Below are 15,005 nucleotides of genomic sequence, written 5' to 3' on the forward strand. Positions count from 1 at the left end.
GGTTCAAGGGTCGGTTCAATAAGACCCTTTGCCAGGCGTTGCTCTTGGTGCAATCGAACTGCTTGGATACGTGGTGCACGGAAGGAGGGGTGGTGAGGAACTACCAGAGCGTGGCCGACGCGGTCGCCGAGGAGATCAGGGCCGGCCGTCTCAGGGCGGGCGACCGGCTGCCGCCCCAGCGTGACTTCGCGCGGTTGCACAACATCGCCGCCTCCACCGCGACCCGCGTCTACCAGGAGCTGGCCCGTCGGGGGCTGACGGTCGGCGAGGTGGGTCGCGGGACTTTCGTGTGCGCCACGGCCGGTGCCCCGTCGGGCGCGGGGTCCGCCGGGGCGGCGGACGGGCGGGTGGATCTGGAGCTGAACTATCCGGTGGTGCCGGAGCAGAACGAGCTGCTGGCGGCGGGGCTCACTCGGCTGCTGCGGCCGGAGCTGCTGGGCGCGGCGATGCGGTCGGCGGGTCCGGTGGGGGCGCCCGCGGTGCGGGAGGCGGCGGCGGATCTGCTGGCGCGGGCGGGGTGGCGGCCCGATCCGGCGCGGGTGCTGTTCTCGGGCAGTGGCCGGCAGGCGATCTCGGCGGCGGTCGCGGCGCTGGCGCCGCCGGGGGCGCGGCTGGGGGTGGAGGAACTGACGTATCCGGCGCTGAAGGCGATCGCGGGCCGGCTGGGTGTGACGCTGGTGCCGCTGGCGATGGACGGGTCGGGGCTGGTGCCGGAGGCGGTGGCCGAGGCGCATCGCGCTCAGCCGCTGCACGCGGTGTACGTGCAGCCGGCGCTGCACAATCCGCTGTCGCTGTCGATGCCTCGGGAGCGGCTGGAGCGGCTGGCGGAGGTGCTGACGGAGCTGGGGATCCACGCGATCGAGGACGGTGTGTGGTCGTTCCTGTGTGACGGTCCGCCGCTGGCGTCGCTGGCGCCGGAGCTGACGGTGCTGGTGGACAGCCTGTCCAAGCGGCTCGCGCCGGGGCTCTCGCTGGGTCTGGTGGTGGCGCCCGCGTCGGTCGCCAACAGCGTGTCGGTGTCGCTGCGTTCGGGCGGCTGGACGCCGATGCGGTTCGCGATGGAGGCGATGTACCACTGGCAGGCGGACGACAGTGTGGCGGCGATCGTGGCGGCGAAGCGCCGGCAGGCCAGGCAGCGGCAGGAGCTCGCCCAGGGTCACCTCGGTGGTTTCGTGACCCGGGGCGACCCCCGCTCGTACTACCGCTGGTGGGAGCTGCCCCACCCCTGGCGTGCCGACACGTTCGTGGCCGCGGCCGCGCGGTACGGCATCGCGGTGACCCCGGCGGCGGCGTTCGCGGTGGACCCGCGCCGGGTGCCGAACGCGGTCCGGCTGGGCCTCGCCTCGCCCGCCGCCGACACGCTGTCGCGCGCTCTCGCCACGCTGGCCGATCTGGCGCGGTCCGCGCCGGACGACCTGGTGACGGACTGAACGGCTCCGGGGGCGCGTTTCGGTCAACCTTCCGGCCGAGGTGGCCGAAAAGGCGACCGGATAGTCAATTGCGGCCCCAGGCGGAGTCCCGCCGGGTGCGCCGCCCGCAGCTCGCCGGCCGGTCGCGCCATGCCTCTGAAGTGCGCGTATGGCAAGCGAAGGAAACGTTGACGATCCGAGACATAGATCCCCCGAGCACTGTGATCATTCCGACGTTTGAACGTTGACCATTCGTTTTCCGCCACGCTTTACACGCGTGACCTCTCTGCACCCTGTCCGTCCGTCGCCTCCCTTTGTCGCCGAATTCTTTTTGTCTGGCGGCGCACCCATTCTGTAGAAAGTCCGTCCACGGAACGAGCACGCCCTGCCATCGTGATCGCGCAACGCCACAACACGAAGGACAGGCGAATGTGTCGATCTGCGGACATGGATGCATCCCTCCGCGGGGAAGTTACTCTCTGCGACGAAGGGCTCCAGCGCTACCGAGAGGCACTGGAGGTGGGCCGCCTGTCGGGCGACGTCCCGTCCTGTCTCACCGAGTACCGGCTGGTCAGGCCGCTGCTCGGCCGGACCGACTCCTTCGTCCCGGTGCCGCCCAGGGTCGCCGAATCAGAGGTGTCCCGGCCGATGCAACGGAAAATCGAAAAGTATCAGGGAATCCTGACGTCCCTGCACTCCTCCTTTCACGCGGCGGACCTTGTTTACCGGAATGCTCATTTGCGCGCCGAGCCTTCGATCGAGCCGCTGAGCGGTGAGGCGGTGATTGGCGAGGCGCTGCGGCTCGCGGTGGCGTCCTGCAAGGACGAATTGCTGACCGCGCAACCGGGCGGCGGCCGGGCGCCGGAACTCCTCGGCGAGGCGCTGCCCCGCGATCTCGCGCTGCTGCGCCGGGGCGTGCGCCAGCGCACCCTGTACCAGCACAGCGTGCGCTCGCACCAGCCGACGCTGACCTACATCGAGCGGGTCCTCGCCGAGGGCGCGAAGGTCCGGACGCTGGAGGAGATCTTCGAGCGGGTCATCATCTGTGACCGCTCGGTCGCCTTCATCCCCGGTTCCCCGGAGCGGCACACCGCCGCGCTCGCCATCCGGCACACGGGCATCGTCGACTTCCTCATCAAGGTGTTCGAGCACATGTGGGATCGCGCGCAGACCGTCTCCATCACCATGGACCAGTACCGCCCCGACCTGCTCACCGACTCCGTGCGGCGCACGGTCCTGCGCATGGTGGTGGCCGGCCACACGGACGAGAGCATCGCCGCCCGCCTCGGCGTCAGCACCCGTACGGTCTCCACGCACATCAAGAAGGTCTCCGACGCGCTCGGCAGCCGCAGCCGCGCGGAGCTGGGGTTCCTCGTGTCCCAGCGAAGACTCCTGGAACAGGAGAGACCGCTCTCCGCCGCAGCCGAGGGGAAAAGACGGGGCGTTTCACCCTGATGCGAACATGGGCAGTTGTTTCCCCTGAGGGGTGACAACTACCCATGAAAGGGATGCCGTTGTCGGCTTTGCGGTTACCGGAGGACGTCATGCGCGCGCTGGGCCACCGGGGCGTCGACCTGCTCGTCGAGCACTTCGCGCGACTGGCGGACGACCCCGTGTCCGGCGTGAAGTACGCCCCGCCGCGCGAGTGGGAGGAGGTGCCGAGGGCGGCGGCGCCCGACCCGCTGGCGGTGCTGGAGGAGACCTGCCGGATGCTGCGGCACGGCAACGCCCACCCCGACCACCCCCGGTTCCTCGCGTTCGTGCCGAGCCCCGGCAATTTCGTGAGCGTCCTGGCCGCCGCGCTCGCGACCGGGTTCGCGGTACCGGGCGGCCACCGGCTGACCGGCCCGGCCTCGGCGGACGTCGAACTCACCACCGTCCGCTGGCTGGTGGAACTGCTCGGGCTCCCGCCGGGCAGCGGGGGCCTGTTCGTCCCCGGCGGCTCGATGGCCAACCTCACGGCGCTGACGGTGGCCCGCGACCGGCGCGGCCCCGGCACCGCCTACTTCTCCGACCAGACCCATTTCTCCGTGCCCCGCGCCCTGCACGTCCTCGGCGTCGGCGCCGACCGGGTGCGACGGCTGCCCTCGGACGGCGCGCAGCGGCTCGACGTCGACGCGCTCGCCTCGGCCGTCCGCCGGGACCGGCGCAGGGGGCTGCGGCCGTTCGTGGTCGTCGCCAACGCGGGGACCACCAGCACCGGCGCGGTCGATCCGCTGCCACGGCTGGCCGAGTTCTGCCGGGCGGAGGGGATCTGGCTGCACGTCGACGGGGCGTTCGGCGCCGCCGCCGCGCTCACCGACGCGGGCCGGACGCTCCTCGACGGCCTCGGCCTCGCCGACTCCTGGACGGTCGACCCGCACAAATGGCTGTTCCAGCCCGCCGAGTCGGGCTGCGTGCTGCTGCGCAGGCCGCACGAGCTGCGGGAGTCGTTCGGCGTCGACCTGCCCGGCTACCTCGACAACAGCGCCGCGGGCGACGGCGACTTCCTGCAGTACGGCATCCAGCTCACCCGCGAGTTCCGGGCGCTGCGGCTGTGGCTGTCGCTGAAGGTGTTCGGCGCCGACGCCTTCCGCGACGCCGTCGCCCGGGGCATGCGCAACGCCGAGGAGGCGGGCCGGTTCATCGACGCCGAGCCGGGCCTGGAGCTGGTGACGGCGCCCTCGCTGGCCGTGCTGACGTTCCGCTGCGCGGGCGCGGACGCCGACCGGGTCTGCCGGCGGCTCGCCACGGAGGGGTACGCGCTGGTCATGCCGACGACCGTCGCCGGCGAGCGGGTGCTGCGTCTGTGCACGATCAACCCGCGCACCAGCGCCGGGGAGTTGAGGCGGATCGTGACCCGGGTGCGGGAGCTGAGCCTCGATGCCACTGCCTGACCCCGCCCGGCTGCACGCCGAGGCGGAACGGACGACGGGGCTGGCCGACTTCGGGCCGGACGGCTACCGGGACGCCCTCGGCCGGCTCGTGGACGCGCTGAACACCGAGGCCCGCCTCAACGCCCACGGGTACGCCGAAGCCCGGCGCACCCTGTCGGGGGCGCTCGTCCACCGCCTGCGCCTGTACGCCCGGCCCGCGCCCCCGTTCCCGGCCGTCGACCCCGTCGTCATCGTCGGCCCGCCCCGCACCGGGAGCACTCTCCTGCACCGGCTGCTCGCCCGCCACCCCGGCCTGCACGCGGTGCGGCTGTGGGAGCTCACCCATCCCGTCTCCCCGCCCGGGGTCACCGACGCCGAGCTGATCGCCGAGACGCGGCGGGCGGTGGCCGCTCACCACCGGGCGGCGCCCGGCCTGCGGGACATCCATCCGACGGGCGCGCGGGAGCCGGAGGAGTGCGAGCACCTGATGACGACGGACTTCCACAACTCGGTGCTGGGGCTGGTGAGTTACCGGGTGCCGAGCTACGCCGACTGGCTGCTGGGGCAGGATCTCACCGCCGCCTACCGCCTCCACCGCCGCCAGCTCGCCCACATCCTGGCCCGGCGCCCGGCGGCCCCCGGCGCCCGCCTCCTTCTCAAAAGCCCCTCCCACCTGTGGCACCTGCCTTCCCTCGCCGCCGTCTACCCCCGGCTCAGTGTCGTCGCCCTCCACCGTGACCCCCTGCGCGCGACCGCGTCCGCGTGCAGCCTCGCCCTCCACGCCCGCCGCAAACGCAGCGACCACACCGACCCCCACGAGATCGGCCGCCAACTGGAGGCCGCGCTCCGCCTCGGCGCGCGGCGGCTCGACGCGTTCCCCGGGGTCGACGTCCGCGTCGGGTACGACGAGCTGGTGGCCGACCCCGTCGCGACCGCCGCCCGGGTCTGCCGCGCACTCGGTCTCACCGACGCGCCGCACGTCCGCGAGGGCATGCGCCGCCACCTCGCCGGGCAGCCGCGCACCGCCCGACACGCCTACACGCCCGAGGACTTCGGGCTCACCCCGTGAAAGCTCTGAGGTCGCACGATGCTGCGCTACCCCTTCGAACGCGCCGACAGCCTCTCCCCCATGCCCCACCTCGACCTGCTCCGGCACGACACCCTCCCGCGCGTCCTCATGCCCAGCGGCGACCCCGCCCACCTCGCGCTGCGCCACGCGGACGTCGTCCAGGCGCTGTCCGACGGGCGGTTGAGCCGCCGGGCGATGTTCGCCACGCCGGGCGGGCCCCGGTTCACCGGCGCCGACCTGGACGAGCCGAGCCTCGTCGGCACGGACCCGCCGGACCACACCAGGCTGCGCCGCCTGTGCGCGCCGGCGTTCCGCCCGGACCGGATCGCCGCGCTGCGGACGCCGGTTCAGCAGCTGACGGACCGTCTGCTGGTCCAACCAACCGATCTGCACGCCGACTTCGCCGTCCCCCTCGTCACCCACACCGTCTGCGACCTCCTCGGCGTCCCGCACGCCGACCGGGACCAACTCCTCGTCTGGGCGCACCAGAAGCTCGCGCTCACCGGCCCGCCGGACGAGGCCCGCGCCGGGCACCGGGCGCTGCGCGAGCACTTCACGACGCTCACACCGGACGCCGGGCTCCTCGCCGGCCTCGCGGAGGCGCACCGCGCGGGCGGGCTCAGCGGGCGGGAACGGGCCGCCGTCGCCGTGAACCTGTTCGTCGCCGGGGCCACCACGACCGCGGCGGTTCTCACGAACGGGCTGCTGTGTCTGCTCAACCACCCCGCCCAGTACGCCGCGTTGACGCCCGCGCGGGTGCCGGGGGCGGTGGCGGAGATCCTGCGGTACGACGTCGCCGGGGACATGGGGCTGCCCCGGCTGGCGCTGGCCGGGCTGCGGATCGGCGCGACCGAGGTGCGGGCCGGGGAGGTGGTGATCCCGGCGCACGCCTACGCCGGGCGCGATCCGGCCGTCCACCGCGATCCGGACGTCTTCGACATCGCGCGGCGGCCCGTCCCCGGCCTGGCGTTCGGGTACGGCCCGCACTACTGCGTCGGGGCGCGGCTGGCGGTGCTGCTCCTGGAGACCGCGCTGACCGGCGTCGTCGCCCGCTTCCCCCGCCTGCGACTCGCCGTGCCCGCGCGGTCGTTGGGGTGGCGCAACGGGACGCTGACAGGCGGGGTCGGGCGGCTGCCGGTCGTGTACTGAGCCCTACACGTGGCCCAACTCGCGCAGCGCCGCGCGGAGTCGGTCGGCGGCCTCGTCCAACTTGGTCTCGTCCTTCTCCACTTCGGCCTTGGAGAAGTCGAAGTCGCCCATGTCCCAGGCGGGGGCGACGTGGATGTGCATATGGGGGACCTCGAAGCCGGCGATGATCAGGCCGGCCCGCGGCGCGTCCCACGCCTTGCGGACGCCCTGGCCGATCTTCTGGGCCACCGAGACGCAGTGCGCGAGGAGTTCGCCGTCCGCGTCGGTCCAGCGGTCGACCTCCTGGCGGGGGACGACCAGGGTGTGGCCGGGGGTGAGGGGGGCGATGCTCAGGAACGCGGCGGCCTTCTCGTCCTCCCAGACGAAACGGCCGGGGAGTTCGCCGGTGAGGATGCGGGTGAAGAGAGTGGACATGCGGTCAGTCTCGCATCCCTCCCCACACCTTCCTCACGTGCAGGATTCGTGAGGACTTGCCGGTAACGCGCAGACCGGTCTTTCCCGGCGGTCACCGACTCCACAAGATGTGGATCACGGGGAAAGATCGACGCCGTTCCCGCTCACCAGGGCACTCAGGGAACGTTCAGGGAAAGAGAACCAGCACGTGTCCTACAACCACTCCGGCAGACGGGCGGCCCCGCTCGTCCTCGCCGGAATCCTCGCGCTGACCACGCAGCTCCCGGCGCACGCCGACTCCTCGGGGCCGCGGCTCCCGGGGACGTACCTCGTCCAGCTCGCGGACGCGCCCGTCGCCGTCCACGAGGACACCCGGGCCCCTGCGGGCCGGCGTCTCGACACCGGGACCAGGGCCGCCCGCGAGTACGTGGACCACCTCGGGGAGCGGCGGGACGACGTCCTCGCGGGCGTGCCCGGGGTGAAGCCGCTGCGCACGTTCACCACGGTCGTCAACGGGTTCACCGCGCGGCTGACGTCGGCGCAGATCGGGCGGTTGTCGCGCATGCCGGGAGTGGTGTCGGTGACGCGGAACCAGATGCTGCCGTTGGCGGGGGAAGCGGGCAGGACGGGGACGGGGAGGGCCACGGCCGCCCGCACCAGCACCACGAAACCCCCCGCCTCACCCCCGTACGCCCGTGAAGCGGCCCCCCTCCCCGTCCCCGACATGGCCGCCTTCCTCGGTCTGAAGGGCGAGCACGGTCTCTACTCCCGTATCCCCGGCGGTCAGGCGAACGCGGGCCGGGGCACGATCATCGGCGTCGTCGACTCCGGTATCGACACCGGCAACCCCTCGCTCGGCGCGCTGCCCGCAGACCCCGTCGCCGACAAGGCGATCGCGGCGAAGTGGAAGGGCGGCTGCGACCCCGGCAAGGACCCGGCGCACCGGGCCACCTGCAACAACAAGGTGATCGGCGCCCAGTACTTCCCGAACGACGGGGTCGTCGACACGAAGGCGGGCGACTGGGACTCCCCCAGGGACTCCGACTCGCACGGCACCAGCACGGCGACGACCGCGGCCGGCAACCTGAACATTCCCACGACGGTCCCGGACACCGGCCTCACCGGGCGGATATCGGGGCTGGCCCCGGCGGCCAGGATCGCCGCGTACAAGGTGTGCTGGGTCAGCGCCTGCGGCTACAACGAGTCGGTCGCCGCGATCGACAAGGCGGTCGCGGACGGCGTCGACGTCATCAACTACTCGATCGGCGGCCCGGATCTGAGCGTGCCGAGCGGGGTGCTGGAGACGGCCCTGCGCAACGCGGCCGAGGCGGGCGTGTTCATCTCGGCGGCGGCGGGCAACGAGGGTCCGGGGACGGTCCGGCACGAGATGCCGTGGGTGATGTCCGTGGCGGCCTCGACCCACGACACCGGTTACCGCACCACCCTCACCCTGGGCGACGGCCGCTCCTACGACGGCGTCGGCTTCAGCGCGACGGCGCTCCCGGCGACCCGGCTGGTCGACTCGGCGCGGGCGGGCGCCGGCGGCGTCACCGAGGCCGACGCCCGGCTGTGCGCGGCGGGTTCACTGGACCCGGCGAAGGTGCGCGGCGCGGTCGTGCTGTGCACGGGCAACACGGGGCGGGTCGCCAAGAGCGTCGAGGTCCAGCGGGCCGGCGGCGTCGGCATGGTCCTCGTCAACGAGGCGCCCGGCGAGGAGCTGATCGCCGACGCGCACCGGGTGCCGTCCGTCCATCTCACCAGCGCGGACGGCGCGTCGGTGCGGGCGTACGCCGAACGGGCCGGTGCGACCGCCGAGTTGAGCGCGGCCGTCGCCGTCCCGCAGCGGGCGCCGGTCGTCGCGGGGTTCTCGTCCTCCGGCCCCGAGACGGTGAACGGCGGTGACCTGATCAAGCCGGACGTCACCGCGCCGGGCGTCGGGACCGTCGCGGCCACGGTCGCCGGGAGCTTCCTCTACAAGGGGTCGCAGGGGCTGTTCAACGGCACTTCCGACTCGGCCCCGCACGTCGCCGGACTCGCCCTGCTGCTGCGGCAGTCGCACCCCTCCTGGTCGGTGGCGGCGCTCAAGTCGGCGCTGATGACGACGGCTTCGACGACCGACAACACCGGCCGGCCCATCCAGCGCACGGGCGCGGGCACCGCGACCCCGTTCGACTACGGCGCCGGGCACGTCGTCCCGTCCTCGGCCGCCGACCCGGGGCTCGTGTACGACGCGGGTGCCGCCGACTGGACGGCGTACACCTGCACCCGGGACGGGAAGCTGACCAGCGCCGACGGCGGGGCCGCCGCCTGCGCCGGGGTGCCCCGGCTCGACGCGAGCGACGTCAACTATCCGATGATCGCGGTCGGTGACCTCGTCGGGCGGCAGACCGTCACCCGGAAGGTCACCAACGTCGCCGCGACGACCGGCGTCTACACGGTCCGCGTCCAGGCGCCGCGCGGTTTCACCGCCGAGGTCACGCCCCAGCGGCTGACGCTGGCGCCGGGTGCGAGCGCGACGTACACGGTCGCCTTCACGCGGACCGACGCGGCGTTCGGGGCCTGGAGCTTCGGGGCGGTGACCTGGTCCGACGGGCACCACCAGGTCCGTAGCGCGGTGTCCCTGCGGGCCGAGGTGCTGGACGCGCCCTCCGAGGTCACGGCGAGCGGCGCCGAGGGTTCCGTGAAGCTCACGCCGAGGACCGGGTGGGCCGGGACGCTCACCGCGGGCGCGAGCCTGTACGGCGGGGAGAAGAGGACCGGCACGCTGACCGGTACCGACCACGACTTCGACCCGAACACGTCCCCGCTCACGCCGGCCACGTACAGGACGACGTTCACCGTCCCCGCCGGCCTCAAGGCCGCCCGCGTCGGGATCTCGGCCGCCGACTACGCGGCGGGCAGTGACATCGACCTGTACGTCAAGGACGACGCGACCGGTGACTTCGTGCACTGGGCGGCGGACTCCAGCGACGAGCACGCCGACCTGAAGCCGGGGACGTACACGGTGTACGTCAACCAGTACGTCGTTCCGTCGGGCGTCACCAGTCAGCCGTTCGCCCTGCGGTACTGGCTCATCGGCTCCGGTGCCGGGCACGCCGCCGCGGTCTCCCCCGCGTCCCAGCGGGTCGCCATGGGCGCCGAGCCCGGTGTCGGCGTCTCCTGGAAGGGGCTGTCGGCCGACGTGTCACCCGTGTATCTGGGGGTCGTGGAGTACGGTGACGGCTCCCGGACGGTCGGGCGGACGCTGCTGTCAGTGAGCGTTCCCCGGCGGTGAACTCCCCTTGCGGACCGGTGTCTTCGTGGCGCCGGTCCGCAAGGTCACTTCGGCGGCAGGACGTTCGCCGCGAACTGGTTGATGAAGTTGCCGGGCGGGTCGAAGTTGACGACGACGTACGTCTTTCCGCCGCTCGCCGTCGCCTTGCCGACGCCGATCCGCGCGGACGACTTCCACACGACCTGCGTGAACAGGCCCCAGTTCTTGAAGGTGCCCATGTCGGGCTCGCTGCCGTAGTAGTGGTAGTCCTTGACCTGGTTGTACCAGCCGTCGACGACCTCCGCGCCGGTCGGCGACGAGCCGTCCGGGCGCCACGCGTAGTGCAGGTTCTCGCCGTACTTGTTGTTCGGCCGGTGCGCGAACTGCCCGCTGCTCGCCAGCTGGTCGGCCCACTCCTGCGCCCACCCGCTGATCTCCCCGTTCAACGTCAGCGGCGGGACTCCGTGTTTGGCCCTCAGGTAGTTCGCCCGGTCCAGGACCTGCTGGTCGAACGCCGGGTCGGCGGAGGCGGCGGAGGCGCGCGGGGCCGCGGGCGCGGCGAGCGTCAGGGCGGCGGCCAGGGCCACGAGCGCGGCGAGGGTGCCCCGGACCGCGTTGCGGCGGTTCATCGTTGTCATACCGCCGTAACGATCATCCGGGTGCGCGGTCACCGGGTTTCCGTCCATCCGGGAGACTGGACGTCGTGACGAAGCCTTCACTGTCCCCCGGTCGCGTCGACGAACTCGTGGCGCTCAGCGGCGATCTCAAGGGCGAGCTGGTCGCCTTCGCCCAAGGTCCGCGCTACGCACGGCGGTTGGACGCCGTGCTCGACGAGGCCGCCGACCGGCACGGCTTTCTGGACGAGACCACCGCCGTCGCGGCGATCGACCACTTCGCGCTCCAGCACCGGCTCTCGGACGGCTCCACGGTCGTCGAGCGGTTCGCCGAGCGGCGCCGGCCCGCGCTGTCGCCGGAGGAGCGGGCGATGGTGCTCGGCTGGCGGGACGTGGTCGAGGGGATCTTCGAGGTGCGGCGCGGGGGTGCGCTGCACAACCTTCTCGACGACCTCGTCTACGAGGTCCGTTCGACGATGGGTCCACGTGCGCTGCGGGCGCTGCGGCCGGGCATGTTCACCGTCGCCCGTCTGGTGCCGCTGCACCCCGACACGGACGTCCGGCTGGTCAGCGGTCACCTCACGACGTATCCGCGCGGCGACGGGCCGGAGTTGGCGCGGGCCGCCGCCCAAGCCGTCGCCGCTGACCCCCGGTTGCTGTGCCGCAATCCCGAACTGCTGCGCCAGGGCTGGGAGACGCAGGCCGCCGCCCGCGCGGACTTCGTCGAGCTGTTCGGCACCGACCTGCTCGTCCTGCCGCCCGCCGAGGCGCGAGAACGGCTGCGGGAGTACCACCGGCGCCGGCTGGCGAAGATCCCCGGCGGGGCCGGGGGCGTGTCCCTCGACGAGCTCAGCGCCCTCCCCGAGGGCCTTCGGGACGCGGACACCGTCGCCGTGTACTTCGACGAGACCGAAGGGCTCTGCTACTACGCCGACTTCGGGCTCCTCGACGACCTGTTCACGCGCCCCTCCTCCGCCGGGCTCGCGGTGCTGCGGCGCTACCTCGACGACGAGTCCGTCTCCCCCGCGGTCGTCCAGCGGCTCGTCCGGCGTCACCCGGACACCGCCGACACCGTCTTCCGCAAACTGCTGCGCAAGCCGGCGTTCACCTGGGAAGCGGACGGTGAGGCGCTCCTGCGGCGCCGCAAGAAGAGTCACTACGCGCGCGAGCCGCTGCCGGGCTTCACTCCGGTCGGCTCCCGGCTCGCGGAACTCCTGCGGGGGCCGGGGAAGTGAGCACGTCGTCGGAGGGCGTTCTGGAGCGGGGCGGCACGGACGCCGGGGTGCTGGTGCTCGCGGGGTCCAGCGGGCGGATCGAGCACGAGCGGGTCCGGTTGCTCGCCGGGCACGGAATGACGGCGCTGTCGATCCGCTGGTTCGGCGGGGCCGGGCAGCCGTCGGAACTCTGTGAGGTGCCGCTGGAGACGTTCACACGGGCGATCGATCCGCTGCTGGCGCAGGGGGTGCGCCGCATCGGTGTGCTGGGGACGTCCAAGGGCGCGGAAGCGGCCCTCCTCACCGCCGCGCACGCCCCCCTTCGAGCAGGCTCGGCGCCGCCACGACCTGCGGAATCCCGTCGCCGGACCGCCCACGCCACCTGGCGGAACGCCGTGGACGCCCCGTCCACACCACCCCGCTCCCCCGGTCTCGCCGTGCACGCCCCCCGGTGAACCCCCGGCGAATTCTGCGCCAGGGTTCGGTCAGGGGGTGGTCAGGGGAGCGGATCGGGGGGTGGGGGGCTGCTTACGATCGGGGCGCCGCCCTCGTCCGAACGAAACCTGGAGGCCAGGCGTGCGTGGAAAGGCCCTGTTCGTGGGGGGTGTGATTGTTGTGGTGGCGGGTTGTGGGGGGCATGGCCGGCCGGTGGGGAGTGAGGATGGGCTGCGGCATACGACCGTGCGGGTCGCGGTCGGGGAGTGTGGGGAGGGGTGGAGGGAGCCGGAAGGGGGGCGGCAGGTGTTCGATCTGGAGAACACGTCCGGGGCTGCTGCCGAGGTGGATCTCGTGGATGCGCGGACGGGTGCGGTGTACGGGGAGGTCGAGGGGCTGGGGCCGGGGACGGAGCGCGCGCTGAGGGTGACGCTCGGGGATGGTGCGTACGCGTTCAAGTGTCTGCCCGATGACGCGGACGCGGTGACCGGACCGACCGTGCGGATCAGTGGGAGCGGGGTACGGAGCGGTCCGGCCGCGTTGCCGGTGACGCAGCAGGATCTCATCCCGCCGACGCTGGCGTATCAGCGGTGGATCCAGGCGAGGACCGTCGAACTCGCCGAGAAGACAGACGTGTTGGCGGCGGACGTCGACCGGGGCGACCTCGCCGCCGCTCGCGCGGACTGGCTCCCCGCTCACCTCGTGTACGAGCGGATGGGCGCCGCGTACGGAACGTTCGGGGACGCGGACGAGGCGATCAACGGGGACGCGACGGGGTTCCACCGGGTGGAACAGGGGTTGTGGCACGGGGAGTCCGCGGCGAGCCTGCGCGCCCCGGCGGACCGGCTCGACGCGGCCGTGCACGCGCTCCAAAAGAGCTGGCCGGACGAGCGCATGGACCCCGCGGACGTCGGTCTGCGGGCGCACGAGATCATGGAGAACGCCGTGCAGTTCGAGCTGACCGGCCGCACGGACCACGGCAGCGGCACCAACCTGGCGACGACCCGCGCCAATCTCGACGGCACCCGCCAACTCCTCACGTTCCTGCGCCCGTTGCTGAAGACACGCGACGCGGGCCTGACCGCTCTGGACGCCGCGATGAACCGCGCCCAGCACACCCTGGACACCGTCGACACGAAGCCCCTCGCCCAACTCACGCGCGCACAGCGGGAGAAGGTCGACGCGGACGTCGGCGCACTGGTCGAGCGGCTGGCGGACGTGGCCACCCTGACGGACGTACGGAGGACGGCATGAGCGGCGAGGTGGGCCGCCGGGGTTTCCTGGCGGGCGCGGGCGCGGCGGCGATGGCCGGCACGGGCCTGGTGGCCGCCGACCGGGCAACGGCCGTGGCGGCACCCCCGCGTACCCCCTTCCACGGCACGCACCAGGCGGGCATCGTCGACCCGGCGCAGAAGGCCACGGCGTTCGTGTCGTTCGACGCGACGGCCGCCAGCCGCGCCGAACTCACCGACCTGCTGCGGACGTTGACCGAGCGCGCCCGTTTCCTGACGGCCGGGGGCAGCCCGGACGAGGCCGGGATCACGGCGCCGCCGGTCGACTCGGGGACCCTCGGTCCGGTGGTCGCGGCGGACGGTCTGACCGTCACCGTGGGCGTCGGGGCGTCGCTGTTCGACGCGCGGTACGGGCTGGCGGCGCGCAGGCCGCGCCGGCTGACCCTGATGCCCGCGTTCCCGGACGACGACCTGAACGCCGACTGGTGTCACGGCGACCTGAGCGTGCAGTTCAGCGCGGGCAGCATGGACACGGTGCTGCACGCCCTGCGGGACGTCGCCCGGCACACGCGGGGCGGGATGCAGGTGCGGTGGCGGATGGACGGGTTCGTCAGCCCGCCCCGGCCGTCGGGCACGCCCCGCAACCACCTGGGTTTCAAGGACGGCATCGCCAACCCGGACACCGCCAGCACGCGGGAGATGGACCGGCTGGTGTGGGTCGGCGCGGGTGACGGCGAGCCGGGGTGGGCGGTCGGCGGGAGCTATCAGGTCGTCCGGCTGATCCGGATGCTCGTCGAGTTCTGGGACCGGGTGTCGATCACCGAGCAGGAGCGGATGTTCGGGCGGGCCCGCGACACGGGTGCGCCGCTGGACGGGCGGCACGAGAGCGACGTCCCCAACTACCCGCAGGATCCCAAGGGTTCGGTGATTCCGCTGGACAGCCACATCCGGCTGGCGAACCCGAGGACGCCGTCGACGGACGGGCAGCGGATCCTGCGGCGCGGGTACAACTACGACCGGGGCACGGACAGCAACGGGAACCTCGACATGGGGCTGTTGTTCACGTGCTACCAGCGGGATCTGGCGCGGCAGTTCGAGGCGGTGCAGAAGCGGCTGGCCGGGGAGCCGCTGGTGGACTACGTGTCGCCGTTCGGGGGCGGGTACTTCTTCGCGCTGCCGGGGGTGCGGGACGGGTCGGACTGGCTGGGGCGGACACTCCTCGCCTGAGAGCTGCCTGAGGCGAACTCTCCTCGCCCGAAGGTGTCAAGAAAAGTTCAAGTTCGTATGGGCAGGTCCTGACCCGCCGTTCGTCCCCCGGTCACCGCCGCTCCCCCGCCGCGCCGCCCGGATTGCCCAGGATCCCAGCAGTACACCCCTGTTCT

Annotated in this window: 12 protein-coding genes; 10 read left to right on the forward strand and 2 right to left on the reverse strand. The window is 72.8% G+C overall.

Going from position 1 to position 15,005, the window contains the following annotated elements:
• Positions 1-92: 92 nt before the first annotated feature.
• The 5 genes from IAG44_RS03990 (at position 93) to IAG44_RS04010 (ending at position 6,482) form a co-directional block, all read left to right on the forward strand.
• On the forward strand, positions 93-1,430 hold the full coding sequence (locus tag IAG44_RS03990) for an aminotransferase-like domain-containing protein (RefSeq protein ID WP_187745743.1): 1,338 nt from the start codon (positions 93-95) through the stop codon (positions 1,428-1,430).
• Positions 1,431-1,856: 426 nt separating this feature from the next.
• Complete coding sequence (locus tag IAG44_RS03995) at positions 1,857-2,864, forward strand: LuxR C-terminal-related transcriptional regulator (RefSeq protein ID WP_187745744.1); 1,008 nt, start codon at positions 1,857-1,859, stop codon at positions 2,862-2,864.
• A gap of 89 nt (positions 2,865-2,953) precedes the next feature.
• On the forward strand, positions 2,954-4,285 hold the full coding sequence (locus tag IAG44_RS04000) for a pyridoxal phosphate-dependent decarboxylase family protein (protein ID WP_246561449.1): 1,332 nt from the start codon (positions 2,954-2,956) through the stop codon (positions 4,283-4,285).
• A complete protein-coding gene (locus IAG44_RS04005) occupies positions 4,272-5,333 on the forward strand; it encodes a sulfotransferase family protein (protein WP_187745745.1) in 1,062 nt (353 codons plus the stop codon). The genes IAG44_RS04000 and IAG44_RS04005 overlap by 14 nt, the downstream gene beginning before the upstream one ends.
• An 18-nt stretch (positions 5,334-5,351) precedes the next feature.
• Entirely contained in the window at positions 5,352-6,482 is a 1,131-nt protein-coding gene (locus IAG44_RS04010; protein ID WP_187745746.1) for a cytochrome P450, read from the forward strand.
• A gap of 3 nt (positions 6,483-6,485) precedes the next feature.
• Here IAG44_RS04010 and IAG44_RS04015 read toward each other — a convergent pair whose 3' ends face one another.
• On the reverse strand, positions 6,486-6,896 hold the full coding sequence (locus IAG44_RS04015) for an HIT family protein (protein WP_187745747.1): 411 nt from the start codon (positions 6,894-6,896) through the stop codon (positions 6,486-6,488).
• A 187-nt stretch (positions 6,897-7,083) separates the two neighbouring features.
• Here IAG44_RS04015 and IAG44_RS04020 point away from each other — a divergent pair, with 187 nt between their 5' ends.
• Positions 7,084-10,149, forward strand: coding sequence for a S8 family serine peptidase (locus IAG44_RS04020; protein ID WP_187745748.1), 3,066 nt, complete (start codon positions 7,084-7,086; stop codon positions 10,147-10,149).
• Positions 10,150-10,193: 44 nt separating this feature from the next.
• Here IAG44_RS04020 and IAG44_RS04025 read toward each other — a convergent pair whose 3' ends face one another.
• The gene (locus tag IAG44_RS04025) at positions 10,194-10,766 is read right to left on the reverse strand and encodes a CAP family protein (RefSeq protein WP_187745749.1); all 573 of its coding nucleotides are present in this window, start codon (positions 10,764-10,766) and stop codon (positions 10,194-10,196) included.
• Positions 10,767-10,831: 65 nt separating this feature from the next.
• Between IAG44_RS04025 and IAG44_RS04030 the strand changes: the two genes are divergently transcribed.
• The 4 genes from IAG44_RS04030 (at position 10,832) to efeB (ending at position 14,850) form a co-directional block, all read left to right on the forward strand.
• Complete coding sequence (locus IAG44_RS04030; RefSeq protein ID WP_246561451.1) at positions 10,832-11,977, forward strand: hypothetical protein; 1,146 nt, start codon at positions 10,832-10,834, stop codon at positions 11,975-11,977.
• Positions 11,974-12,411: a dienelactone hydrolase family protein gene (locus IAG44_RS43215; RefSeq protein WP_246561454.1), complete on the forward strand. Its 438-nt coding sequence runs from the start codon at positions 11,974-11,976 to the stop codon at positions 12,409-12,411. The genes IAG44_RS04030 and IAG44_RS43215 overlap by 4 nt, the downstream gene beginning before the upstream one ends.
• A gap of 151 nt (positions 12,412-12,562) precedes the next feature.
• Entirely contained in the window at positions 12,563-13,645 is a 1,083-nt protein-coding gene (locus tag IAG44_RS04040) for an EfeM/EfeO family lipoprotein (RefSeq protein WP_425508511.1), read from the forward strand.
• Positions 13,642-14,850, forward strand: coding sequence for an iron uptake transporter deferrochelatase/peroxidase subunit (efeB, locus tag IAG44_RS04045; RefSeq protein WP_187745751.1), 1,209 nt, complete (start codon positions 13,642-13,644; stop codon positions 14,848-14,850). Before IAG44_RS04040 ends, efeB begins: the two co-directional genes overlap by 4 nt.
• The last annotated feature ends 155 nt before the right edge of the window (positions 14,851-15,005 follow it).

It is taken from the genome of Streptomyces roseirectus, assembly GCF_014489635.1.
Lineage (GTDB): Bacteria > Actinomycetota > Actinomycetes > Streptomycetales > Streptomycetaceae > Streptomyces > Streptomyces roseirectus.

Bases quoted from the DNA above. Each gene is read 5' to 3' on its own strand.
- IAG44_RS04005 (WP_187745745.1), top strand. From the start codon at position 4,272: ATGCCACTGCCTGACCCCGCCCGGCTGCACGCCGAGGCGGAACGGACG.
- IAG44_RS04010 (WP_187745746.1), top strand. From the start codon at position 5,352: ATGCTGCGCTACCCCTTCGAACGCGCCGACAGCCTCTCCCCCATGCCC.
- IAG44_RS04000 (WP_246561449.1), top strand. From the start codon at position 2,954: ATGCGCGCGCTGGGCCACCGGGGCGTCGACCTGCTCGTCGAGCACTTC.
- IAG44_RS04025 (WP_187745749.1), bottom strand. From the start codon at position 10,766: ATGACAACGATGAACCGCCGCAACGCGGTCCGGGGCACCCTCGCCGCG.
- efeB (WP_187745751.1), top strand. From the start codon at position 13,642: ATGAGCGGCGAGGTGGGCCGCCGGGGTTTCCTGGCGGGCGCGGGCGCG.
- IAG44_RS04015 (WP_187745747.1), bottom strand. From the start codon at position 6,896: ATGTCCACTCTCTTCACCCGCATCCTCACCGGCGAACTCCCCGGCCGT.
- IAG44_RS03995 (WP_187745744.1), top strand. From the start codon at position 1,857: ATGGATGCATCCCTCCGCGGGGAAGTTACTCTCTGCGACGAAGGGCTC.